This window comes from Cryobacterium sp. M96 (assembly GCF_002929845.1).
GTDB lineage: Bacteria > Actinomycetota > Actinomycetes > Actinomycetales > Microbacteriaceae > Cryobacterium > Cryobacterium sandaracinum.
The window spans coordinates 292,812-314,331 of record NZ_PJJS01000054.1 but is presented as its reverse complement, the minus strand read 5'-3'; the positions used below and the strand labels follow the sequence as shown (position 1 = coordinate 314,331).

Genomic DNA, 21,520 nt, shown 5'->3' with positions numbered 1-21,520 from the left:
TCGACAGCGACCGCGCACCGTACGCGCGCCCCGCCGGCAGCGTGGGGAGTTCGACGGAGATTTTGCGCGAAACGGCCCAAAACAGCCCGGAAACCGGCTTATTCCTTAAAATCTCCGTCGAATTCGTTCGACACCCGACCTGGCGCTCCGCCTGTGGCGCTCTCAGCTGGTGCCCGGGGGTTACTCCTTGGCGACCAGGGTGAGAACGTCGTAGGTGGCGACGACCTCATCGTTCTGGTTGTGCAGCACGGCGTCCCAGCAGACCTCGCCGTACTCTTCGGTCTCGCGCGGGGTGATCCGCTTGGCCGTCAGGGTGACCCGGATGCTGTCGCCGGGCGACACCGGGGTGACGAACCGCAGCTTCTCCAGCCCGGAGTTCGCGAGCACCGGCCCGGGGGCCGCATCCACGAACAACCCGGCCGCCCAGGACACCAGCAGGTAGCCGTGCGCGACGATCCCGGGGAAGAACGGGTTCGCCGCCGCCGCCTCGGGGTCCGTGTGCGCGTAGAACTTGTCGCCGGTGGCCTCGGCGAATGCCGTGATGTCGGCCAGAGTGACCACGCGCGGTCCGCCCTGGGTCTGGTCGCCCACCCGCAACTCGGCCAGGGACTTTCGGAACGGGTGGATGCCCGTTCGCACCGCGGCACCGGCGTGCCACTCCCCCGTGATGGCGGTCAGCATGTCGGGCGAGCCCTGGATAGCCGTGCGCTGCATGTGGTGCAGCACCGAACGGATGCCGCCGAGCTCCTCACTGCCGCCGGCCCGCCCGGGTCCGCCGTGCACGAGGTGCGGAACGGGCGATCCGTGGCCCGTGCTGCTGCGCGCATCGACCCGGTCAAGCATCAGCACCCGGCCGTGGTGCGCTGCGATCCCGAGCACGAGCGTACGCGCGATATCGGGGTGGTGAGTGGCCACGGTCGTCACCAGTGAGCCGCCGCCGCGCGCGGCCAGCGCGATGGCGTGGTCTAGGTCGGTGTACTCGATGATGGAGGCCACCGGGCCGAAGGCTTCGATCTCGTGCACGGCCGGGCTCTCCGGGTCGTGGAAGGCCAGCAGGATGGGGGCGACGAAGGCGCCGCCCGGGTCGGTTCCGGTCGGGGCGTCCGCCGAGCCCATCACGATGCGTCCGCCGCCGTCGATCAGGCGGGCGACGCTGGCGAGCACCTCGTCGCGCTGCCCGGTGCTGGCGAGGGGGCCCATGGTGACCCCCTCGGCGCGCGGGTCACCGAGGGTGACGCGGCGGGCCATCCGTTCGGAGACGGCCGCGACGACCTGGTCGCGGCGGCCCGCCGGCACGATCAGCCGGCGGATGCTGGTGCACTTCTGACCGGCCTTGCTGGTCATCTCGGTCACTACGGAGGCGACGTAGGCGTCGAACTCGGCCGTGCCGGCCGCGGCGTCCGGGCCCAGGATCGCGGCGTTGAGCGAATCGGTCTCGCTCGTGAAGCGCACGCCGCCCTCGACCACGTTCGGGTGGGACTTGAGGGTGCGGGCGGTGCCGGCCGACCCGGTGAACGCCACCAGATCGCGGTAGTCGAGGTGGTCGATCAGGTCCCTGGCGCTGCCGGAGATCAGCTGCAGGGCGCCCAGGGGCAGGATGCCGGACGCCAGGATGTGACGCACGACCGCCTCGGTCAGGTACCCGGTGGGCGTCGCGGGCTTGACGATCGTCGGCACGCCGGCGATGAACGCCGGGGCCAGCTTCTCAAGCATGCCCCAGACCGGGAAGTTGAAGGCGTTGATCTGGCAGGCGACTCCGGGAATGCGGGTGTAGATGTGCTGACCGCTGAAGGAGCCGTCGCGGGAGAGCGCCTCGACGTCGCCGTCGATGTAAACCTGACTGTTGGGCATCTCGCGCCGGCCCTTGGAGGACAGCGTGAACAGCACTCCGATGCCGCCGTCGATGTCGACCATCGAGTCGTAGCGGGTGGCGCCGGTGCGGGCGGAGAGCGCGTAGAGCTCCTCCTTGACCCCGCCCAGGTACTGTCCCAGCTTCTTGAGCAGGATGGCACGCTGGTGGAAGGTCAGTTCCCCGAGCGAGGCCTGGCCGACCGTGCGGGCGTGTTCGACCACTGCGGCCAGGTCGAGCCCGTCGCTGCTGACCCGGGCGACCTCGGCCCCGGTGCTCGCGTCGAGGACACGCTGGGCGACCACATCGGTGTCCGGGGTCCACCAGGAGTCGAGAACGTAGCTGGGAACGACCGTGTCAGAGCTCGTGTCGGGGCCGGTGTCAGTGCTGGTGCCGTTGCTGAGAAGTGTCATCATGCGTCCTTCCAATCGAAGAAGCCGCGGCCGCTTTTGCGTCCGAGGTCACCGCGTGCGACAAGGTCGCGTAGCAGTTGCGGCGGGGCGAACCGGTCGCCGAGGGTTTCGTGCAGGTGTTCGGCGATGCCGAGGCGAACGTCGAGGCCGACGATGTCGGTCGTGCGGAGAGGCCCGACCGGATGCTTGTAGCCAAGAACCATGGCCGTGTCGATGGCCTCGGGGCTGGCCACGCCCTCCTCGACCATGCGGATCGCCTCGAGCGCAATCGCGACGCCGAGGCGGGAGCTGGCGAAGCCGGGCGAGTCCCGCACCAGGATCGGCGTCTTCCCGAGCGAGGACACCCAGTCCTGGGCGAGCCGGGCGAGCTCCGGGTCGGTGCGCTCCCCCGTGACGACCTCGATCAGGGTCGAGACCGGCACCGGGTTGAAGAAGTGCAGTCCAATGAACCGGTCCGGGCGGTCCAGCGTCTCGGCCAGATCGGTGATCGACAGCGAGGAGGTGTTGGACGCCAGCCAGGCGGTGGGGGCGAGGTGCGCCTCCACCAGGCGGAGCGCCTGCGTCTTCAGCGCCACGATCTCGGGAACGGCCTCGACGACGAGGCCGGAGCCGGCGAACGCGGCGGCATCCGTTGTCACGGTCAGCCGGTCGCCGAGCTCGGCGCGGCTCGCGGTCACGCTACCGCGGCTGAGGGATTTGTCGATGGCGGTCAGGACCCGGTCGCGGGCGGCGGCAGCCGCGTCGTCTCCCTGCTCCACGACGGTGACACGGGCCCCGGCCATCAGGAACGCGTGCGCAATGCCGGCGCCCATGCGGCCTCCGCCGAGCACGCCGACCTGGTGCGGCACTGGCACGGACTGAGCGGCTTGGGCCTTTGCGGACACGGTGCTGAGCGTCATCGCTTCTTCCTCTCCAGGAATGCGGTCATGCGGGTGAATTTCTGGTCGGACTCGAACAGGCGCGCCTGGGCCTCGTTGTCGGCCACGGGATGCTCCGCGGCGGGAACATGGAAGACCTCCTTGGCCAGCTGGGTGGCCAACGGGTCCTGCTTGGCGATCCGGTCGGCCAGCGCGTGCGCTGCCTCGAGCAGCACGTCCGACTCGTGCACCTCGGTGACCAGGTGCACCGCCAGCGCCTCGGAAGCGTTCAGGATGCGCCCGGCCAGGATGATCTCCTTGGCCACAGGTTCGCCGACCAGCGCGGCCAGCCGCCACAGCGCTCCGGCCGCCGGGATGATGCCGAGGGCCGTCTCCGGATTGCCGAGCCGGGCGGTCGTGGAGGCGATCCGGAAGTCGGCGGCGTAGGCCAGCTCGGCCCCGCCGCCGAGCGCCCAGCCGTCGATGGCGGCGATCACGGGCATCGGCAGGCGGGCGATCCGGCCGAACAGGGTCGAGTTGATCCCGTTCAGGGCGTCTTCGGCCCGGCGTTCCCGCAACTGGGCGATATCGGCCCCGGAGGCGAAGACGCCGTTCGTGCCGGACAGGATCAGGATGCGGGGTTCCTGCTCGAGGTCGGCGCAGACCAGGTGCAACTCGTCGATCATGGTCTGGTCGATGGCGTTGCGCACGGCCGGTCGGTCGAGCTGCACATGCACCCGGTCGGGCCGCTCGTCGACCAGCAGCGTCGTGAACTCGCGCGACATCTAGACGCGCTCCACCAGCAGGGAGGAACCTTGCCCGACGCCCACGCACATGGTGGCCACGCCGCGTTGGGCACCCTCGCGCTCCATGCGCCCCAACAGGGTGATCAGGATACGGGACCCGGACGACCCGAGCGGGTGCCCGAGGGCGATGGCGCCGCCGTGCCGGTTGACGATTTCCGGGTCGAGGCCGAGCCGGCGGATGCAGGCCAGAGACTGGGTCGCGAACGCCTCATTGAGTTCGACGGCGTCAACGTCACCGATGGTCAGTCCCAGGCGGTGCAGCAGCTTCTGGGTGGCGGGGACCGGGCCGAGGCCCATGGTCTCCGGGGCGACGCCGGCGCTGGCTCCGCCTACCACCCGGGCGCGGGGCGTCAGCCCCAGACGCTCGATGGCCGCCTCGCTCGCCACAACGATGGCGGAGGCCCCGTCGTTCAGGGAGCTGGCGTTGCCGGCCGTGACGATGCCGCCCGTCCGCACGACCGAGCGCAGCCCGGCGAGGCGTTCGAGCGTGGTGTCGGCTCGGGGGCCCTCGTCGATCTCGATCAGTCCGGCGCGGGTGGGAACACCCACGATCTCGGGCGTGAAGATGCCGTCACGTTGCGCCTCGAGTGCCAGCCGGTGCGAGCGGAGGGCGAACGTGTCGGCATCCGCCCGGCTGATGCCGTCGAGGGCGGCGACCTCCTCCGCCGTCTCCGACATGGAGAAGGTGGCCTTGTCGCGCGCTTGCAGGCGCGGGTTCGTGAAGCGCCAGCCGATCGAGGTGTCGACGATCTCGCCCGGCTTAGCGAACGCCTTCTCCGGCTTGGCGAGAACCCAGGGTGCGCGGGTCATCGATTCGACGCCGCCGGCGATCACGAGGTCTGCTTCGCCGGCCTTGATCATGTTGGCGGCCAGGTGCACGGCGGACAGGCCGGATGCGCAGAGCCGGTTGACCGTGATCCCCGGCACGCTGTCGGGGAGACCGGCCAGGAGCACGGCCATGCGGGCGACGTTGCGGTTGTCCTCGCCGGCCTGGTTGGCGGCGCCGAGGACGACCTCGTCAAGGAGGGTGGGATCCAGCCCGGACCGGGACACGACCGAGGCAAGCACGATGGCGGCCAGGTCGTCGGGGCGGATGCCGGCCAGCACCCCGCCGTATCGGCCGATAGGAGTTCGAACACCATCAACTAGGAATGCTTCGGGCATGGCTTCATCACCTTTGATCGCCGTGTTTACTAACTGACCGTTCGTTTTGTAAAAGAATGTCATAGAAAGTCCCATCAGGGCAACACGGGAGGCCGCCATACCGCCTCCCAAACATCTGCCGGACTGAGGCAGACTGGGTGCGTGAACGCAACGCCCAGCACCGTCCCCTCCGCTCCCGGCACCGGTCGCCGCCCCGCCGGCCGTTTTGGCCTCCGGCTCAATCTGATGCGCCCGGATCGGCCCGACCTGGCGGATCGGGTCACCTACATCGAGCTGTTCTTCGACCTGATCTTTGTGTTCGCGTTGACCCAGCTGTCGCGCCACCTCTACGAGAACCAGTCCTGGCAGGGAGCCGCCGAGTCCGTCATCCTGGTGCTCGCCCTGTGGTGGATCTGGGTGCACACCACCTGGGTGACCAACCTGCTCGATCCGGCCCGCCTGCCTGTGCGCGGGGTCGTGATCGGCCTCTCCCTGGTCGGGCTGGTGGTGAGCGTCTCGATCTACGAATCATTCGGCGACCGGGGATTCCTCTTCGCCGTGGCCTACGTCACCCTGCAGCTGGGCCGAACGGCCTTCATGGCGCTCGCCCTCGCGCTCCACGATCGCGCCCTCTTCCGCGCCTTCGTGCGGATCTTCCTCTGGCTCGCCGTGGCCGGGCTCTTCTGGATTCTCGGCGGCCTGCTCCCGGCCGACTACCGGTTGCTGCTCTGGGCCACCGCACTCGGGATCGAGTTCGTTTCCGCGAAGCTCGGTTTCCCGGTGCCGGGCCTCGGCCGGGCCACTCCCGGCGACGGCGAGCTCTCCGGTCCGCACATCGCGGAGCGCAGCGCCCTGTTCGTCATCATCGCACTCGGCGAATCATTTCTGGTGACGGGCTTCGCCTTCGTCGATCAGGACGTGTCGGTGCCGGGTGTGCTCGGCCTGCTGCTGGCCTTCGTGAGTGGAGCGGCCATGTGGTGGCTGTACTTCGACCACAGCGAGTACGCGGGCAGCAAAGCCCTCACCGATGCCGCCGACCCCGGCCGGCTCGCCCGGCTCGCGTATACCTATGTACATGCGATGCTCATCGCCGGCATTGTTCTGAGCTCGGTCGGCGTCAAGGAGATCCTGGCGCATCCGGATGACCCGGTCATTTTTTCGACGGCCGTCGCCATCACCGGCGGGCCTCTGCTGTACCTGCTGGGGCTGGCATTGTTCCGATTCGTCGTGGCCCGGGAGGTGCTGATCTCCCATGTCACGGGAATCGCACTACTGCTGCTGGCGCTGCCCCTCGCCTTCGCCCTCTCGCCGCTCGCGTTAGGAGCGCTGGGAGCGCTCATGCTGACGACCGTCGCCTGCTGGGGGACCATCGTGCGCGTGCGGAACGGCACCGCCGAGAAGGAGGCCGGCTAGCCGAAACTGGGAGGCTTCGAGTGATCGAACCCCGGTCAGAAGAAGCCGTCGGGGGTGCCTGCAGCCTTCTCGACCGCCTCGGTGCCGATACGCGCGGCGCCGAGCTGGGCCATCGCGACGCGCAGGCCGGATTCCATCTGGGCGGCCCAGACCTCGGTCTCGCGGCTGGCGGCGTCGGCGGCATCCGCTCGGGCGATAGCCTTTTCCTTCTCGGCGCGTTCGCTGCGCACCTGCTGGATGCTCAGGGTGATGCCGTAATAGGCGGCCACCATCGAGGCGATGGGCGTGGCGAATACGGCGAGGGCGTTGATGCTCTCGCTCGACACCCCCACCAAAAGCATCACGATGAAGGCCACGGCAAGGGCTATGATTCCGACCAGGACGACCAGCGCGGTGCGCTGGCCGGACGTGGTCGTGAGGTGCGCTACGCGCCTGGGCGCGGGCTGGGCCTCGGTCGTCTGGGGCTCTTCAATGGGCTTGAGCGTCTCGGTCTGATCGGACAGGGGCATCGACCGGGTGGGCGTGCTGGTCGAGGAGAAATCAGTCATGGTGAGGGCTCCGTCGTCAAAGTGCATCGGGGGGAAGCGGTGGGGTCATTGTCTGCTGCCGATTCGGCGCGGTCAAGGCGGGCATCCGGGTCTTCGTTGAGAAAGACCCGTTTGTAGCTTCGCCCGTCGGGGAGTTCGACGGTTCGGCCGGCGAGCTTGCCGCGGCTCAGCTTCAGGTAGATCGCCTGGGCGGTGACCCCCAGCTGCGCAGCAGCCTCGGACACGGACAGCCCAGGCAGATCGGTGGGCACGGCGCTGGGACGTGCGGACCGCTTGCGTCCGGCCGCCTGCCGGGCGGCGATCTCCGAATCGGTGCCGCTCCAGCGCCACTTCGCGGCGGCCGGTTTCAAACCGGCGGCGTCGGCGATCTCGTCCCAGTCCGCTCCCCCGCTGAGGGCGTCGCGCACACCTACCAGGGTGGCTGGGTCGGCGTCGAGCTCGAAGAGCAGGGAACGGATGGCCCGCAACCGCTCGAGCGGCGCCGAGCCCGGGGCCGTGTCGAGGGTCACCAGGCGCGACAGGGCAACCCGGGTGGATGGTGCGAGAAAGTAGCCCATGGCGTCTGGGGGACTCAGACCCGGTGCAGGGATGATGGGAGGTGTGCCTCCGGGCCGGCTTCGCCGCCGATTGCCGCGGCGAGGCGTTCGCGGGCACGGGCGAGGTGTTCGTCGAGCAACTCGGCAGCCGCGGCGCCATCGCCCTCCCCGATCAGCTCGAGCAGGCGCTGGTGTTCGGCCTGGATCAACGCGGTGTCGAGCAGGTTCAGCGACTGCACCCGCACCATGCAGAGGCGTACCTCGCTAACCAGGGAACGGTACATCCGGCTGATCCGCTCGTTGCCGACGGCGTCGATCAGACTGGTGTGGAAACGCATATCGGGTTCCACGACGTCGAGGGCGGAGCCGCCAGCCACGGCCGCGATGTCGAGGTTGGCCTGCACGGCCTCCTCGGGGACGGTGCAGGTGAGGGCCAGGCGGCGCAGCACCTCGCTTTCGAGGTAGGCGCGGGCCTGGTAGATGTCGCGCACGGAGTCCGGTCCGAGCTCGGCGACGCGGGCGCTCTTGTGCGCCCCGCGCACCAGCAGTCCCTCAGCGACGAGTTTCTCGATCGCCGCCTTCGCCGTGGGGCGGGCGACGTCGTAGCTCGCGGCCATATCGGTCTCGGTCAGGGCCGTGGCGGAGGTCAATTCCCCTTCAAGGATTCGGGTTCGCAGGTCGTTCGCGATGGCATCCACGATCGACGTTGCCGTTACGCGCGCTGTCACGGGACCTGCCTTTCCTAAATTGTGTTCTCATCTTGACAGACAAAAACACAATATATATTGACTTACTTGCATACTTGCTATACAACTGATGAAGTGTCACGACGGCGTGACCACGACCTCAGTGTGGAGACCCAATCTTTCAACAGATACTCGATCCGATCCTTGGATCCCTCGTCCTGTCGGCCATCTGCGCCGCATTGCCGCTGATTCTCCTGTTCGTCCTTCTCGGCGTGTTCCGGGTCAAGGCGCACAAGGCGGCTCTGGTCAGCCTGCTCCTCTCGGTCGTGCTCGCCGTCGTCGGCTGGCAGATGCCGGTCGGCCAAGCGCTGAGCGCCACGGCCGCCGGCGTCTTCTACGGCCTCTTCCCGATTCTCTGGATTCTGGTCAACGCGTTGTGGATCTACAAGCTCACCGTGGCCACCCCCTGGTTCGAGGTGCTGGGCCGCACCATTCGCTCCATCTCCAACGACCTGCGTATCCTGGCCATCCTGATCGCCTTCTGCTTCGGCGCACTACTCGAGTCCCTCGCCGGATTCGGCGCCCCGGTTGCCATTTCCGCCGCCATGCTGATGGCCGCGGGCATGAAACCCCTCAAATCCGCCATGGTGTCGCTGCTGGCCAACACGGCCCCGGTGGCGTTCGGTGCCATGGCCGCCCCGATCATCGCCCTCAACGGCGTCACCGGCCTGCCGATCCAGGACCTCGCGTCGATGGCCGGCCGCCAGACGCCGTTCATCGCCGTGATCGTTCCGCTGATCCTCGTTTTCATCGTCGACGGCAAGCGCGGCGTCAAGCAGACCTGGCCGGTGGCCGTGGTCGCCGGACTCGTCTTCGGACTGGCCCAGTTCGTCACCGCCAACTTCTTCGCCGTCGAGCTGACGGATGTCGTGGCCGCCGTCGCCACCGTGGCCGCCGTCCTGGTCATGCTGCGCTTCTGGCAGCCGGCCGAATCCATGGGACTGAACGACGACGTCGAACTGTCCGGTGCCGAGAACCTGGTGAGCACGACCGTGGGCGCCGCGGTCCCCGCATCCGCCATGCGCAGCACCCCCACCACCGCGCTCAAGTCGGCGCGACGCTCTGCCGACAGCCCTGACCTGAACGACAACACCCGCCCGGAACCGCGCCAGGTGTGGAAGGCCATCGCCCCGTACCTGATCATCATGGGCATCTTCTCGATCGCGCAGATCCCGGCCATCAAGGCCTGGCTCAGCGTCGTGGGCAGCGTCACCTTCGCCTGGCCCGGACTGAACGTGACCGACGCCGCCGGCGACCCGGTTCCGGCCACGATGTTCAAGCTCGACCACTTCAAGGCCACCGGCACCCTGCTGCTTTTCTCCGGCCTGCTCACCATGGCGCTCTACAAGGTCTCGTTCCGCCAGGGCCTCAAGATCTACGGCGACACCCTCGTGCAGCTGCGCTGGACCATCGTCACCGTTACCGCCGTGCTCGCCCTCTCGTTCGTGATGAACCTGTCCGGCCAGACCGCCTCCCTCGGCGCCTACCTGGCCACCGCCGGCGTATTCTTCGCCGTGATCTCCCCCCTGATCGGATGGATCGGCGTGGCCCTGACCGGCTCCGACACCTCGTCCAACGCGCTCTTCGGGCAGCTGCAGGTCACCGCCGCCAACGCGACCGGCCTGTCGCCTGTGCTGATGGCCGCCGCCAACTCGTCGGCCGGTGTGCTCGGCAAGATGCTCTCGCTGCAGAACCTGGCCGTGGCGGCCGCCGCCGTCGGCCTGGTGGGTGCGGAGAGCCTGCTCTTCCGCAAGCTCGTCGGATGGAGCCTGGGGCTCCTCGTGCTGATCACGGTCCTGATCGTGCTGCAGTCCACCCCGGTCCTCGGCTGGATGGTGCCGTAATGGCCCGCCGCGGCACGGTGGTCACCCCCTCGGCGACCGTCTCCGGTCCCACAGCGGTGCCTGCATCCGCCGGGATGCTGGGTGCCCTCCGCGCCGCGGTGTCCGACCCGGCCCAGGTGAAGACTCGGGCGATCGACCTGCACGCCAACGCCCACGACGCCTCGCACTTCCTGCTGGTGCCGCAGGCGGTCGTCGTGGCCGCCAACGCGGACGAGGTCGGCAAGCTGCTGCGCGCCAGTCGGACGCAGGGTGTGCCGCTCACGTTCCGCTCCGGCGGTACCAGCCTGAGCGGCCAGGCGCTCACCGACGGCGTGCTCGTCGACGTGCGCCGCAACTTCAAACAGATCGAGGTGCAGGACAACGGCGCCCGGGTGCGGGTTCAGCCCGGCGTCACCGTGCGCGCCCTGAACGCCCGCCTGGCGCAGTACGGCCGCAAATTCGGCCCGGACCCGGCGAGCGAATCCGCCTGCACCATCGGCGGCGTCGTGGCCAACAACTCCTCCGGTATGGCCTGCGGCACCGTCGACAACGCCTACCAGACCCTGGAATCGGTCACGGTGGTGCTGCCCAGCGGCACCGTCGTCGACACCGGGGCGGCGGATGCCGATGCGCGCCTCCGCGCCCTCGAACCCGAGCTGCACGAGGGCCTGCTGCGCCTCGCCAAGCGGGTTGCCGGCAACCCGGCCTCCGTCTCGACCATCCGTCACCAGTTCTCGATGAAAAACACCATGGGCTACGGCCTGAACTCCCTGCTGGACTTCGACCGGCCCGTCGACATCCTGGCGCACCTGATCGTGGGCAGCGAGGGCACCCTCGGGTTCGTCGCGGAGGCGGTCTTCCGCACCGTCCCGCGGCCGACCCACACGGTCACCGGCCTGCTGGTCTTCCCGGACCTGGAGACCGCCAACGCGGCCCTGCCTGCCCTGGTGGGCACCGGGGCGGCCACCCTGGAGCTGATGGACGCCCTGTCGCTCAAGGTCGGCCAGGGCCTGGACGACGTACCCCCGGTCGTGCGCGACCTCGCGGTGCGCGACCACGCCGCCCTCCTGATGGAGTACCAGACCGACAACCCCGAATCGCTGCAGGAGCTCCAGCGCGCGGGCCTGACTATTATGCCGGGGCTCGGGCTCAGCGCCCCGGTGAAGTTCAGCGCGGACTCTGCGACCCGTGCCCAGCTGTGGCATCTGCGGAAGGGGCTCTACGCATCCGTCGCCGGCGCCCGCCCGCAGGGCACCACGGCGCTGCTCGAGGACGTCGTCGTGCCGGTGGCCGCGCTCGGCCGCACCTGCGTGGAGCTGATCCGTCTGTTCGACAAGTACAGCTACCGCAATAGCGTGATCTTCGGCCATGCCAAGGACGGCAACATCCACTTCATGCTCACCGACGGTTTCACCGGCACAACCGAGCTAGAGCGCTACAGCGCCTTCACCGAGGACATGGTGGACCTGGTGCTCGGCGAGGGCGGCTCGCTCAAGGCCGAGCACGGCACCGGCCGGGTGATGGCTCCGTATGTGCGGCGCCAGTACGGCGACGAGCTCTACGAAGTCATGCGGCAGCTCAAGGTGCTGTTCGACCCCGCCGGGATGCTCAACCCCGGCGTGCTGATGAACGACGACCCTGAGGTTCACCTTCGTGACATCAAGCTGGTGCCGCCCGTCGCCGAGGTGGTCGACAGCTGCGTCTCCTGCGGCTACTGCGAACCCGTCTGCCCCAGCCGGGACCTGACCCTGACCCCCCGCCAGCGCATCGTCACCCTGCGCGCCATCGAACAGGCCCGCCGGAGCGGTGACCTGGCTCTGGCCGCCGAGCTGGAGAAGGACTTCGTCTACGACGGCGTGGAGACCTGCGCGGTCGACGGCATGTGCCAGACCGCCTGCCCGGTCAACATCAACACCGGCACCATGATGAAGCAGATCCGGCGCGGCGAGACCGGACCGCTGATCAACGGCGTCTGGAACACCGCGGCCAAGAACTGGGGTGCGGTCACCCGCGGCGCCGGGCTGGCCCTCACTGTGGTGCGCAAGATCCCGGCCCCGGTACTGATGGTGCCCAACAAGCTCGGCCGAGCCGTGCTCGGCACCGACACGCTGCCGCTCTACTCGAGCGAGCTGCCTGGCGGCGGCGGCGGACGCTCCCGCCCGGTGCCGGCCCTGGCGCCGGAAGCCGTCTACTTCCCGGCCTGCGTGCAGACCATGTTCGGTCCGGCCACCGCGGGCACGCCCGGGGTGCAGGTCAGCTTCGAGCAGCTCTGCGACCGGGCCGGCATCACCCTCGTCGTGCCCGCGGGCATCGACGGGCTCTGCTGCGGCACGCCGTGGTCGTCGAAGGGGCTGAAGACCGGCGAAGCGACCATGCGGGCCAAAACCCTCGCGGCGCTGCGCACGGCGACCCGGAACGGCGAGCTCGCCATCATCTGCGACGCCTCCTCCTGCACCGAGGGGCTGCGGACGACCATCGAGGGTGACCAGAACGAGCCGCGCCTGCGGGTGGTCGACGCCGTGCAGTTCGCGGCCGAACGCATCCTGCCGTCACTGCCCGAGTACCAGAAGATCGATTCGCTCGCGCTGCACCCCACGTGTTCTTCCACTCGGATGGGCATCAACGACTCCCTGCAGACCCTGGCCGGCGGGGTGGCCGAGAGGGTGCAGGTGCCGGATAACTGGGGCTGCTGCGGCTTCGCCGGGGACCGCGGCATGCTGCATCCCGAGCTGACAGAATCCGCCACCCGGGCGCAGGCGGCCGATGTCGCGACGATGGACGCCACGGCATTCGCGTCGTGCAACCGCACCTGTGAGCTCGGGCTGACCCGGGCCACCGGCAAGGAATACCGCCACGTGCTCGAGCTGCTGGAAGAGGTGACGCGGCCCGACGCCGACGATCCGGACGCCGCCGCATCCCACCTGGCATAGTCGGGCGCCGTCTGAGCTCTGCCCACTCGCGGCGCAGGTTGGAGAAACTGGCGCACGGTGTAACGTGCGCCAGTTTCCGTAGGGTGCGCCGCGAGGCACGAGGCCCTGGGGAACGTTGACTGCGGGCTACTCGGAGGCGCCGAACACGGCGACGGAGTGCGGTGCGAGGGTGACCGCGGTGGGCGTGCGAGACTGGACCGCGTCGCCGACGGCGGCGAAGGATGCCAGTAGCGCCGGGGCATCCGTCGGCACGTCACGAGCCTCCGTGCCCAGGTTGACCAGGATTTCGGTGTCGCCGCGGCAGAGCCGCAGCCACCGCTCGTTATCGTCGACGTCGACCGCGACCCGGCCGAAGCGCGGGTCCGTGATGTCCGGACGGGAACGCCGCAGCCAGCCCAGAGCCCGGTAGAAATCGAGCAGGCGCGCGTGGGCCGGTTGGGAAACCTCAGCCCAGTCCAGCACCGACCGCTCGAACGTGGCCGGGTCCTGCGGGTCGGGCACCACGGCCGGGTCCCAGCCCATGCGCGCGAACTCGCCGATCCGGCCCGTGCGGACGGCCTCGCCGAGTTCGGGTTCCGGATGCGACGTGAAGAACTGCCAGGGTGTGCTCGCCCCCCACTCCTCGCCCATGAACAGCATGGGCGTGAACGGGCCGAGCAGGGTCAGGGTGGCGGCGATCGCCAGCTGCCCGGAGTCGAGGGTCGCACTGAGGCGGTCGCCCGTGGCCCGGTTGCCGATCTGGTCGTGGTTCTGGTTGTTGACGACGAGGCGCCAGGCCGGCATCCGTGCGGTGTCGATCGGCCGACCGTGGGTGCGCCCGCGGAAGCTGGAGAAGGTGCCGTCGTGGAAGAACCCGTGGGTGAGCACCTTCGCGAGGGCGCTGAGCGGCTCGAAGTCGGCGTAGTAGCCGGTGGTCTCGCCGGTGACCGCCACGTGCACGGCGTGGTGGAAGTCGTCGCTCCACTGGCCGGTGAGCCCGTAGCCGCCGGCGTCCCGCGGCGTGATCAGACGCGGGTCGTTGAGGTCCGATTCGGCGATCAGGGTGAGCGGACGCCCGCGGGTGGCGCTCAACACATCGACGTCGGCGGCGAGTTCCTCGAGCAGGTGCAGGGCGTGGTCGTCCCGCAGGGCGTGCACCGCATCCAGCCTGAGTCCGTCGACGTGGTAGTCGCCCAGCCACATCAGGGCGTTGTCGATGATGTAGCGGCGCACCGGGTCGGAGTCGGCGCCGTCGAGGTTGAGAGAGGAGCCCCAGCCCGTGTCGCCCCTCTCGTTCAGGTACGGACCGAACTGCGGCAGGTAGTTGCCGCTCGGGCCGAGGTGGTTGTAGACCACGTCCTGGATGACGCCGATTCCGGCCTGGTGACAGGCGTCCACGAACCGTTGGTAGGCAGCCGGTCCGCCGTAGCCCTCGTGCACGGCGTACCAGAGCACCCCGTCGTAGCCCCAGTTGTGGGTGCCGTTGAAGGCATTGACCGGGAGCAGCTCCACGAAGTCGACGCCGATCGAGGCCAGGTGGGCCAGCCGGCCCGCCGCGGCGTCGAGGGTGCCCTCCGTGGTGAAGGTGCCGAGGTGCAGCTCATAGATCGTGCTGCCGGCCAGCTGGCGGCCGGTCCAGGCGCTGTCCTGCCAGACGTGCGCGCCGGGATCGAACGTGCGGCTCTTCGCGTGCACGCCGTTCGGCTGGTGCCGGGAGCAGGGGTCGGGGAAGGGCCCCTGACCGTCGATCAAAAAGCCGTAGTCGACGGGCTGATCGGCACGGCCCTCGGCGGGCTCGGTCAGCGGACGGGGTGCGTGCCACCATCCGTCGCCCTGCGGGGTCATCGGCACGGTCTGGTCGGCGAGTTCGACCGCCAGGGCCGATGCGTTGGGAGCCCAGACTTTGAATTCAGCGGGCATGGTCGGCACCTTCCAGGTCGGTCGTGCGGGTCGGGTCGGCGTCGTCGGCCGGCACCAGCAGGGCCACCGGGTAGCGCCCCAGCAGGGCGGCCACGCTGACGGATGCGCCGGGGTGGCGTTCCCCGGTCAGCAGATCGACGACCGGCCCGCCGGCCAAGACCACGATCGTATCTCCCCAGCCGCCCGCGGCCGCGAGCCCGAGCGGCAGCCGGGTGGCGATGGTGACCGCGCCGCCGCGGTCGAAAGCGATCACGTGGTCGGCGGCGGCGCCGAACGCGGGGACCGGACTGTGCCGGTAGAAACGTTCGGGCTGGTCGCGGCGCAGCCGGAGGGCGCGCGTGGTGACCAGAAGTTTCGCGGCGCCGGTCTCGTCGACGGGCGGCAGCCAGCCGTCCTGCACCCGGGCCAGGTAGCCGCGCCGCAGGTCGTAGTCGACCGGGCGGCGGTTGTCGGGGTCGACGAGGGAGGTGTCCCATAGCTCGCTGCCCTGGTAGACGTCGGGCACTCCGGGGGCCGTCAGCTGCACGAGCTTGTTCGAGAGCGCGTTGCTCCAGCCCGCCTGGCGCACCCGGTCGACGAACGCGGTGAGCGTCTGCGTGACTGCCGGGTCGTTGAAAGAGGCGGTCACGAGGCCGCGCATCGCCGTCTCGAACTCCGCGTTCTGGCTGGTCCAGGTGGTCGACGTTCCGGCTTCCCGAGCCGCCTTCTCCGCGTAGGCGATGAGGCGTTCCGGTGTGGCCGGCCACGATCCGACGATGGCCTGCCAGAGCAGGTTCTCGAACGGGGCGTCGCCGAGGGGCGCGGTCGCGCGCAGGGTGCGCAGGGTGCTCTCCCATTCGGCCGGGATCTCGGCCAGCACCGAGATCCGGGCGCGCACATCCTCACTGCGCTTGGTGTCGTGGGTGGAAAGGGTCGTCAACGAGGCCGGGAAGGTGGCCTGACGGGTCTGCTGGCGACGGTGGAACTCGGCCAGGTCGACCGCGAACTCCCCCGGGTCGGCGCCGACCTCGTTCAGCGAGGTGAGCCGGCTGAAGCGGTAGTACGCGGTGTCCTCGACACCCTTGGCCATCACCATGCCCGAGGTCTGCTGGAAGCGCACGGCCAGCGGATGTCCCGGGTCGCCGAGCAACGGAAGCAGAGCCTCGATCGCGGGGCCGAGGTCGGGCCGGTGGCGAGCCGCCTCGACGCCAGCGTGGCGCAGCTCGTCGATGCCCACCGGGAGGTAGGAGCGGTAGACCGGGAAGCAGGCCAGGAGTTCGGCCAGGGCGTCGACCGTGGTCAGTTCGGTGGTGGCGTCGCCGCCGGGGACCAGTCGGGCCAGGCGCACGACCTCGGCCTGGAGGGTGCGGTCCGCGATGACGCGCTTCCGCGCGTGCACCAGGTCGGCCCAGTCCGCCGGCGGCGCGTCACCGGTCAGCGCCGCGGCCTCGGCCTGCAGCCGGGCCTCGAGTGCGTCGAGCGCGCCCTGCCCGGCCGGGTCGACGAGCAGCCGGTCGAAGTCGGCGAGGGCGTCGTACCCGGTCGTGCCGGCGGTGGCCCAGCTGGTCGGCAGCTGTTCGTCACCCTCGAGGATCTTCTCGACGAGCACGTAGGCTCCGTCGGTGGCATCCCGCAACCGGTCGAGGTAGCCGCCCGGGTCGGCGAGACCGTCGGGGTGGTCGACCCGCAGCCCGTGCACGAGGCCGTCCTGCACCCAGCGCACGATCTCCCGGTGGGATTCGTCGAAGACCCACGGCACCTCGACCCGGAGGCCGGCCAGGGTGTTCACGGAGAAGAACCGACGGTAGTTCAGCTGCGCGTCCGCGCGGCCCCAGTTGACGAGTTCGTAGTGCTGCCGGGCGTGCACGACGCGGGCGTCTGCGCCGCCGTCGGCGCTGCCCGGGGCGAGCGGGAACCGGTTGTCGTAGTAGTGCAGCTCGTCGCCGACCACCTGGAGGCGGTCGAGTTCGCTCATTCCGTCCGCGTCGTCGCCGAGCACGGGCAGCAGGATTCGGTCGCCGTTCGCGGCCCAGTCCACGTCGAAGGCCTCCGCGTAGCGCGAGGCGGGGCCGTGCTGGAGCAGGTTCCACCACCAGAGGTTGCGGTGCGGGGTCGCGACGCCCATGTGGTTGGGCACGATGTCCACCAAGATGCCGCGCCCGGCATCCGTCGCGGCCGCCGCCAAGCGGGTGAGCGCCTCGGCTCCGCCCCGCACCGGGTCGATGCGTGAGTGGTCGACGACGTCGTAGCCGTGGTCGGAGCCCTCTTCCGCAGCGAGCAGCGGGGACAGGTAGAGCCAGTCCGCTCCCAACTCGGTCAGGTAGTCGAGCACCCCTTCCGCGGCCGCCAGGTCGAACGCGGCCGTGATCTGCAGACGGTAGGTGGTGAGCGGAATTTTCACGGCTGGACCAGGTGGGCCGGGTCGATCACGGGGATCGTCCCCGTCATCAGCCCGGCCAGGGAGGCCGCGACGGAGTGGTCCGGCGTGGTTTCCGGAGCGTGATACGCCCGCAGCACGACGAGGGAACGCGACGTCACCGTGTGCAGGGACCCGGCGGGCCGCGGAACCGCGTCGGCGCCTTCGCCCGCCGTGTCGACGACGATCTCCCACGCCGGGGCGTATTCGGCCGGGGGCAGGGTGAACTCGACATCCTCGGCGTCTGCGTTGAAGCAGACCAGGAAATTCACGTCGGTCACCATTTGGCCACGGACGTCGCGCTCCCGGATGCCGTCGCCGCTGAGGAACATGGCGACCGTGCGCGTCAGGTGCTCGTCCCAGTCCTGGGGTTGCATTTCCTGCCCGTCGGGGGTCAGCCAGACAAGGTCGCTCATCGGGTCGCCCGCGGCGCGGTGACCGGGGTGGCCGTTGAAGAAGCTGCTGCGGCGGAACGTCGGGTGTTCGCGGCGCAGCCGGGAAACGGCAGCCGTGAACTCGATCAGCGGCTGGTCCGCCTCCGACCAGTGGATCCAGCTCAGTTCATTGTCCTGGGCGTAGGTGTTGTTGTTGCCGTTCTGCGTTCGGCCGAGCTCATCGCCGTGCAGGATCATCGGCACACCCTGCGACAGGAGCAGGGTGGCAACGTAGTTGCGTTGCTGCCGGGCCCGTAATGCCAGGACCTCCGGGTCATCCGTCGGCCCCTCGACCCCGGAGTTCCAGGACCGGTTGTGCGATTCGCCGTCCTGGCCGTTCTCGCCGTTGGCGTCGTTGTGCTTCTCGTTGTAAGAGACCAGGTCGGAGAGGCTGAACCCGTCGTGCGCGGTGACGAAGTTGATCGAGGCGACGGGGCGGCGGCCCGAGTGCTCGTAGAGGTCGGCGGAACCGGTGATTCGCGACGCGAACTCGCCCAGCGTCGACGGTTCGCCGCGCCAGAAGTCACGCACGGTGTCGCGGTACTTTCCGTTCCATTCCGTCCACTGAGCCGGGAAGTTGCCGACCTGGTACCCACCGGGGCCGACGTCCCACGGCTCGGCGATGAGCTTGACCTGGGACACCACCGGGTCCTGCTGCACCAGTTCAAAAAAGGTGGAGAGCTTGTCGACGTCGTAGAGGTCCCGGGCCAGAGCCGAGGCCAGGTCGAACCGGAAGCCGTCGACGTGCATCTCGAGAACCCAGTAGCGCAGCGAGTCCATGATCAGCTGCAGCGAGTGCGGGTGACGAACGTTCAGGGTGTTGCCGGTGCCCGTGTAGTCCATGTAGTACCGCTTGTCGTCGTCCATGAGCCGGTAGTACGCCTCATTGTCGATGCCCTTGAACGAGATCGTCGGGCCGAGGTGGTTGCCCTCCGCGGTGTGGTTATAGACCACGTCGAGGATGACCTCGATACCAGCGTCGTGCAGAGAACGAACCATCCCCTTGAATTCCTGCACCTGGTTGCCAAGGTCACCGGAGGAGGAATACGCGTTGTGCGGGGCGAAGAACCCGATGGTGTTGTAACCCCAGTAGTTGTTCAGACCCTTTTCCTCGAGGGTGCCGTCGTTGACGAACTGGTGCACCGGCATCAGCTCGATCGCGGTCACGCCGAGTTTCTGCAGGTGGTCAATGACCGACGGATGCGCCACGCCGGCGTACGTGCCGCGCTGGCCCTCCGGTACCGCATCCTGCAGCTTGGTGAGGCCCTTCACGTGGGCCTCGTAGATCAGGGAGGCGCTGTAGGGCGTACGCAGGGGCCGGTCTCCCACCCAGTCGAAGAACGGGTTGACGACGACGCCGAGCATCATGTGCGGGGCGGAGTCCTCGTCGTTACGCGAATCCGGGTCACCGAAGTTGTAGGAGAACAGGGACTGGTCCCAGTCGATCGTGCCGCAGGTGGCCTTGGCATAGGGGTCGAGCAGGAGCTTGTTGGGGTTCGCCCTGCTGCCCGCGGCGGGGTTGTAGTCGCCGTGCACGCGGTAGCCGTAGCGCTGTCCCGGTTGGATCAGGGGCAGGTAGCAGTGCCAGATGAACGCGCTGGATTCGACCACGTCGATGCGGGTCTCCACGCCCTGTTCGTCGAAAAGGCAGAGCTCAACGCGGTGGGCGGCTCCGCTGAACAGGGCAAAGTTCGTGCCGCTGCCGTCGTACGTTGCTCCGAGCGGGTACGCAGTACCGGGCCAGGTTTCCAAAAGGGTGCTCCTCGTGCTACGGGTCTCGTGCTGTCGACACACCGATCGCGCCGGTATGCCCACAAGTACGCTACAGTCTGCCGGGCCCCGTCGACGCCCGATCCGTTTTCGCGGGTGACCGCTCTGGGTATCAAGCCGCTGTGAATGCGGTCGTGGTCTTCGCTCCGTCCCCGGTTCTCACGGTCACCGTCGAGGGCCGCGAGGACGCCACCGATGTGCCTCTGCACGCCGGTGGCCAGGGAGTTTTGCAGGCCCGGATGGTTCAGGCTCGCGGTGCGACGCCCCGGCCGAGGTACTGCGTACCTGCATGCTCGGCGTGGCGGCGAACGCGTACATCTCGCCGAGGCTCAGGGCGATGTGTTGTCCCGGCACGATCTCGACGAGCTCTACGACCTCACCCTCCGGGCCGGCCTGGGGACAGACGTCATCATCCTCAGCGCACTGGCCGGCGAAGACGTGGTGCCGGCGGATGTCTACCGCAGCCTCGAGCAGCTCGTCCCCGCCAGGTACCCCCTGCAGGAGGAGGGCGCCGGCACGGTGGCCGAGCTTTAGAGGCGGAGCACCGTGCCCGGTGTCGAACCAATTCGACGGAGATTTTGGCACAAGAGCGGGTTTCCGGAGTATTTCGAGCCGTACTGAGCAAAATCTCCGTCGAATCCGTTCCGTGCGCTGTGACGGGCCTCGTATTCTGGCGTTCCGCGATCACCCGCTCACGTCGTCGGCGCGGTCGGCAGCCACCAGCTCGCGCACGAGCGGTGCCACCTCAGTGCCGTAAAGCTCGATGCTGGTCATCAGCTTCTCGTGGGAGAGCGTGCCGAGGCTGTATTTGAGGTCGAAGCGGGCGAGCCCCAGCCTCACCGCCGTGGCGGCGATCTTCGTGGCCACGGTCTCGGGTGAGCCCACGAACAGGGCGCCGTCCGGGCCGGCGTCGTGTTCGAAGCGCTCCCGGGTGACCGGACCCCAACCGCGCTCGCGGCCGATCCGGTCCTGCATGGCGGCATAGTGCGGCCACATTTCCTCGCGCGCCCGGGCATCCGTCACGGCCACATATCCCGGGGAGTGCTCGCCGATCGGGCGGGTCGGCTTCTCGAACTGGGCCAGCGCACGGTGATAGAGCTGAACCAGTGGCACGAAGGCCAGCGGCGAGCCGCCGATGATGGCCAGCATCAGCGGCAGGCCGTAGTGCGCGGCGCGCACGACGGACTGGGGGCTGCCGCCCACGCCGATCCAGGTAGTGAGGGATCCGGATTCGGTGGGCGGGAACACCCGCTGGTTACGCAGGCCGGCACGGGTTTCGCCCGACCAGGTGATGGGCTCCTCCTTGAGCAACTCGGTGAAGAGGTTGAGCTTTTCCTCGAACAGAAGCTCATATTGCTCCAGCTCCAGCCCGAAAAGCGGGAACGACTCGGTGAAGGAGCCGCGACCCAGGATGACCTCGGCACGCCCGCTGGAGACCGCGTCGAGGGTGGAGAAGCGCTGGAAGACGCGCACCGGGTCGTCGGAGCTGAGAACGGTGACCGCCGACCCGAGACGGATGCTGGTGGTCTGTCCGGCGATCGCGGCCAGAACAACCTCGGGGGCGGAAACGGCGAAATCTTCCCGGTGGTGCTCACCGATCCCGAAAAAGTCCAGGCCGACCTGATCGGCCAGCACACCCTCGGCCACCACGTTGCGCAGCGTCGCCGCCTGGGACAACCGAGCCCCGAAGGCGTCAAAGGTAACGTCACCGAAGGTATCCAGCCCGAGTTCGAACTTCTTTTTCATCTGGTGCGTGCTCCTCGCCGTGGTCGGAACGTCCGACAAACTCTATGCAAATGCATTCAAAGGAAAAAACCGCGGCCGTCCCGAGAATATTCCGAGCCCGACCTGAGGTTCGGGGCGCTCCGCTAGGGATGGGGCCGCCGGCGAGCCGGCGCGAGGGGGCAGAATGGGGTCAGGCGCCACCATCCGGTCGCCCCGGCGACAGGAGATTTCCC

15 protein-coding genes are annotated in these 21,520 nt (G+C 68.8%); 4 read left to right on the top strand and 11 right to left on the bottom strand.

The features are described 5' to 3' along the window. Window positions 1–180: 180 nt before the first annotated feature. The 4 genes from paaZ to CXY79_RS15515 are packed head-to-tail and all read right to left on the bottom strand — an operon-like array spanning window position 181 to window position 5,089. On the bottom strand, window positions 181–2,262 hold the full coding sequence (gene paaZ, locus CXY79_RS15530) for a phenylacetic acid degradation bifunctional protein PaaZ (protein ID WP_104103585.1): 2,082 nt from the start codon (window positions 2,260–2,262) through the stop codon (window positions 181–183). Further along, window positions 2,262–3,161, bottom strand: coding sequence for a 3-hydroxyacyl-CoA dehydrogenase family protein (locus CXY79_RS15525; RefSeq protein ID WP_104103482.1), 900 nt, complete (start codon window positions 3,159–3,161; stop codon window positions 2,262–2,264). Before CXY79_RS15525 ends, paaZ begins: the two co-directional genes overlap by 1 nt. Next, entirely contained in the window at window positions 3,158–3,904 is a 747-nt protein-coding gene (locus tag CXY79_RS15520; protein ID WP_104103479.1) for an enoyl-CoA hydratase/isomerase family protein, read from the bottom strand. Before CXY79_RS15520 ends, CXY79_RS15525 begins: the two co-directional genes overlap by 4 nt. Beyond that, complete coding sequence (locus tag CXY79_RS15515; protein ID WP_104103477.1) at window positions 3,905–5,089, bottom strand: acetyl-CoA C-acyltransferase; 1,185 nt, start codon at window positions 5,087–5,089, stop codon at window positions 3,905–3,907. A gap of 141 nt (window positions 5,090–5,230) precedes the next feature. Between CXY79_RS15515 and CXY79_RS15510 the strand changes: the two genes are divergently transcribed. Continuing rightward, window positions 5,231–6,481 (top strand): low temperature requirement protein A, encoded by a 1,251-nt coding sequence (locus CXY79_RS15510; RefSeq protein WP_104103474.1) that lies wholly within the window; start codon window positions 5,231–5,233, stop codon window positions 6,479–6,481. Between the two features lie 35 nt (window positions 6,482–6,516). On the opposite strand, the gene CXY79_RS15505 is transcribed toward CXY79_RS15510, so the two are convergent. The 3 genes from CXY79_RS15505 to CXY79_RS15495 are packed head-to-tail and all read right to left on the bottom strand — an operon-like array spanning window position 6,517 to window position 8,293. Next, window positions 6,517–7,029 (bottom strand): hypothetical protein, encoded by a 513-nt coding sequence (locus CXY79_RS15505; RefSeq protein ID WP_134374156.1) that lies wholly within the window; start codon window positions 7,027–7,029, stop codon window positions 6,517–6,519. Further along, window positions 7,026–7,586 (bottom strand): hypothetical protein, encoded by a 561-nt coding sequence (locus CXY79_RS15500; RefSeq protein WP_104103468.1) that lies wholly within the window; start codon window positions 7,584–7,586, stop codon window positions 7,026–7,028. The genes CXY79_RS15505 and CXY79_RS15500 overlap by 4 nt, the downstream gene beginning before the upstream one ends. Window positions 7,587–7,600: 14 nt before the next feature. Continuing rightward, window positions 7,601–8,293 carry a GntR family transcriptional regulator gene (locus CXY79_RS15495; RefSeq protein ID WP_104103465.1) on the bottom strand — a complete coding sequence of 231 codons (693 nt, stop codon included), beginning with the start codon at window positions 8,291–8,293 and terminating at the stop codon, window positions 7,601–7,603. A gap of 134 nt (window positions 8,294–8,427) precedes the next feature. Here CXY79_RS15495 and CXY79_RS15490 point away from each other — a divergent pair, with 134 nt between their 5' ends. Both CXY79_RS15490 and CXY79_RS15485 read left to right on the top strand, forming a co-directional pair. After that, window positions 8,428–10,155: an L-lactate permease gene (locus CXY79_RS15490; protein WP_104103462.1), complete on the top strand. Its 1,728-nt coding sequence runs from the start codon at window positions 8,428–8,430 to the stop codon at window positions 10,153–10,155. 74 nt (window positions 10,156–10,229) lie between these two features. Then, window positions 10,230–13,064 (top strand): FAD-binding and (Fe-S)-binding domain-containing protein, encoded by a 2,835-nt coding sequence (locus tag CXY79_RS15485; RefSeq protein WP_104103584.1) that lies wholly within the window; start codon window positions 10,230–10,232, stop codon window positions 13,062–13,064. Between the two features lie 126 nt (window positions 13,065–13,190). Here the strand turns inward: CXY79_RS15485 and treZ are convergent, their stop codons facing one another. From treZ to glgX, 3 genes are read right to left on the bottom strand one after another with little or no spacing between them, the layout of a single operon-like run. After that, entirely contained in the window at window positions 13,191–14,963 is a 1,773-nt protein-coding gene (treZ, locus tag CXY79_RS15480) for a malto-oligosyltrehalose trehalohydrolase (protein ID WP_104103459.1), read from the bottom strand. Beyond that, complete coding sequence (gene treY / locus CXY79_RS15475) at window positions 14,953–17,343, bottom strand: malto-oligosyltrehalose synthase (RefSeq protein ID WP_104103456.1); 2,391 nt, start codon at window positions 17,341–17,343, stop codon at window positions 14,953–14,955. The genes treZ and treY overlap by 11 nt, the downstream gene beginning before the upstream one ends. Beyond that, the gene (gene glgX / locus CXY79_RS15470) at window positions 17,340–19,544 is read right to left on the bottom strand and encodes a glycogen debranching protein GlgX (RefSeq protein WP_104103453.1); all 2,205 of its coding nucleotides are present in this window, start codon (window positions 19,542–19,544) and stop codon (window positions 17,340–17,342) included. The genes treY and glgX overlap by 4 nt, the downstream gene beginning before the upstream one ends. A 360-nt stretch (window positions 19,545–19,904) precedes the next feature. On the opposite strand from glgX, the gene CXY79_RS15465 reads away from it, so the two are divergent. Then, on the top strand, window positions 19,905–20,096 hold the full coding sequence (locus CXY79_RS15465) for a hypothetical protein (protein ID WP_146068157.1): 192 nt from the start codon (window positions 19,905–19,907) through the stop codon (window positions 20,094–20,096). Between the two features lie 150 nt (window positions 20,097–20,246). On the opposite strand, the gene CXY79_RS15460 is transcribed toward CXY79_RS15465, so the two are convergent. Continuing rightward, window positions 20,247–21,308, bottom strand: coding sequence for an LLM class flavin-dependent oxidoreductase (locus tag CXY79_RS15460; protein ID WP_104103447.1), 1,062 nt, complete (start codon window positions 21,306–21,308; stop codon window positions 20,247–20,249). Window positions 21,309–21,520 lie beyond the last annotated feature (212 nt).

Coding starts and splice junctions, on each gene's coding strand:
- CXY79_RS15520 (WP_104103479.1), bottom strand. CDS start 3,904: ATGTCGCGCGAGTTCACGACGCTGCTGGTCGACGAGCGGCCCGACCGG.
- CXY79_RS15460 (WP_104103447.1), bottom strand. CDS start 21,308: ATGAAAAAGAAGTTCGAACTCGGGCTGGATACCTTCGGTGACGTTACC.
- CXY79_RS15500 (WP_104103468.1), bottom strand. CDS start 7,586: ATGGGCTACTTTCTCGCACCATCCACCCGGGTTGCCCTGTCGCGCCTG.
- CXY79_RS15485 (WP_104103584.1), top strand. CDS start 10,230: ATGCTGGGTGCCCTCCGCGCCGCGGTGTCCGACCCGGCCCAGGTGAAG.
- CXY79_RS15525 (WP_104103482.1), bottom strand. CDS start 3,161: ATGACGCTCAGCACCGTGTCCGCAAAGGCCCAAGCCGCTCAGTCCGTG.
- treZ (WP_104103459.1), bottom strand. CDS start 14,963: ATGCCCGCTGAATTCAAAGTCTGGGCTCCCAACGCATCGGCCCTGGCG.
- CXY79_RS15505 (WP_134374156.1), bottom strand. CDS start 7,029: ATGACTGATTTCTCCTCGACCAGCACGCCCACCCGGTCGATGCCCCTG.
- CXY79_RS15515 (WP_104103477.1), bottom strand. CDS start 5,089: ATGCCCGAAGCATTCCTAGTTGATGGTGTTCGAACTCCTATCGGCCGA.
- paaZ (WP_104103585.1), bottom strand. CDS start 2,262: ATGACACTTCTCAGCAACGGCACCAGCACTGACACCGGCCCCGACACG.